General features: G+C 34.9%; 2 protein-coding genes. One reads left to right on the forward strand and one right to left on the reverse strand.

Going from position 1 to position 1,739, the window contains the following annotated elements; genetic code table 11:
* Positions 1-29: 29 nt before the first annotated feature.
* A complete protein-coding gene (locus AACU95_RS17885; RefSeq protein WP_012368155.1) occupies positions 30-725 on the forward strand; it encodes a fimbrial protein in 696 nt (231 codons plus the stop codon).
* A 116-nt stretch (positions 726-841) separates the two neighbouring features.
* On the opposite strand, the gene AACU95_RS17890 is transcribed toward AACU95_RS17885, so the two are convergent.
* Positions 842-1,739, reverse strand: an 898-nt coding sequence (locus AACU95_RS17890; protein ID WP_161737133.1) for a hypothetical protein, incomplete at its 5' end; no start/stop codon positions are given.

Consider the following 1,739-nt stretch of genomic DNA (forward strand, 5'->3'; position numbering starts at 1 on the left):
CCTCTAAAAAAGAATAAAGGAATAATGATATGAAAAAAGTATTACTCAGTCTTGCTATGCTGAGTGTAATATCAACGCCGGTATTGGCTAAAGCTCCTGTAGCTAACTTAAAAATCAATGGTGATATTAAGCCACCAACTTGTACTATTAATGGGGCGACACAAAGTGATATGATTTTTGATTACCGAGTCATAAGCCCAACGCTTATCCCTCAATCGAAAAACTACGAATATCCTAACGGTATAGTCCAAAATACAGTTACGATTGAATGTGATGCTAAAACATATTTAACCTTTGTTGCATCTGACACTTATGACAGTGCGGAATTAGCTAATAATACGCTAGCACAGTTTCATTTAGTTGATAAAGAAAATCCTGAAACCGCAGTTGGAGCAGCCTCTTTTTTGTGGGAGGATGTGACTGTTGATAGTAAACCAGCGTACATTTCACGAGCAAATGATGTTACTATCACAGAGACAAATTACTATAACGTTCTATACAAAGGCGCAACCAATGGTTGGACATCAGAACAACAAAAAGGCAATGTTAGTAAAGAATCTCTGGCACTAATTCCAGGTGAAGTTTTCCAAGCAGTTTTTAAAGATGTATATAAAATTCCTTCTTTTCTTTTATCCAAAGACGCATTAAATAAAAAAGGAATAGATTTATCTAATGGCTTAGATTTTATGGGTGAAGCTGTTCTCACTTTTAACTTTGGTGTCTAATTTTTAAAATAACTGATAATCACAATATCATTAACTTTTATATTGTGATTATCTTTACGTTAAAAGTTTAACAGTGCTTGGCGCGCTATTAATGTTCTGAATATCAAATTAACACATCATTCAATCAGGAACGATACATCAATACTTCCTTTATAAGTATTCGTAGGTATATTCCCATTGGCACAAAGGTTGAATGATAATAACTTATAAACAGATCCCCCATTATATTTGCCTGAAGGTTGTCCTGCATAAAACTCTAAAGCTTCGGAGGAATTGTTATTACATACTGCATTAGTTATTGTTTTAGTTGCATCAGATACCGTGATATAAGGTGCAACTTCTTTATTTTTCAAAGGGATACTTGGAAACATTGTCATCCCAGTTTTACTCCCATTGACTAGCTCATTATAGGGTTTTAATGTCACATACATATTTCCTGAATGAGGACAAGAGACAAGCATACTAGCGACACTTTGCTCAAGTAACTTGGCTGACTTAAAATTTTGTGCTAGTTGAATAGCAAATTGTATGTTTGTTGAGCTAGCAGGAGAAACATTACATGTTTTTAAGACGTGAATAGGACCATTACCAAATGAAAAAGGAACTGAAGATAGATCTGGAGGAGCATCAGTTGCAGTTTGAGCTGTAGTAAAATATATCGGAGCTACAAAATCGTAAATACCAGGTTTAACATGACCTACTGCATAAATAGAATAAGAACTTATTCTCAAACTAGTATTGTTTACACGTGATATATAACCATACCAGCACATTGGGTGACGATAGACAAATTGATCCGCATACTCAGCTGTTCTAGAAACCTCTTTTCCTCGGCGCAGAGTAATTCGAGTCGGAGAATATGTTCCATTCTGATAATACACCGCATCGATAGATACTATTCCATTGATAGCTGCAACTAAATAATTTTCCCTATTTTCCGCTTCACTTGCATTTTTATTATATAATTTTAATCCGTACTCCCCCTCTTGACTTCCTGGGAATGGGAATAAAAAA

This window comes from Proteus sp. G4415 (genome assembly GCF_963896075.1).
GTDB lineage: Bacteria > Pseudomonadota > Gammaproteobacteria > Enterobacterales > Enterobacteriaceae > Proteus > Proteus mirabilis.

Bases quoted from the DNA above. Each gene is read 5' to 3' on its own strand.
- AACU95_RS17885 (WP_012368155.1), top strand. From the start codon at position 30: ATGAAAAAAGTATTACTCAGTCTTGCTATGCTGAGTGTAATATCAACG.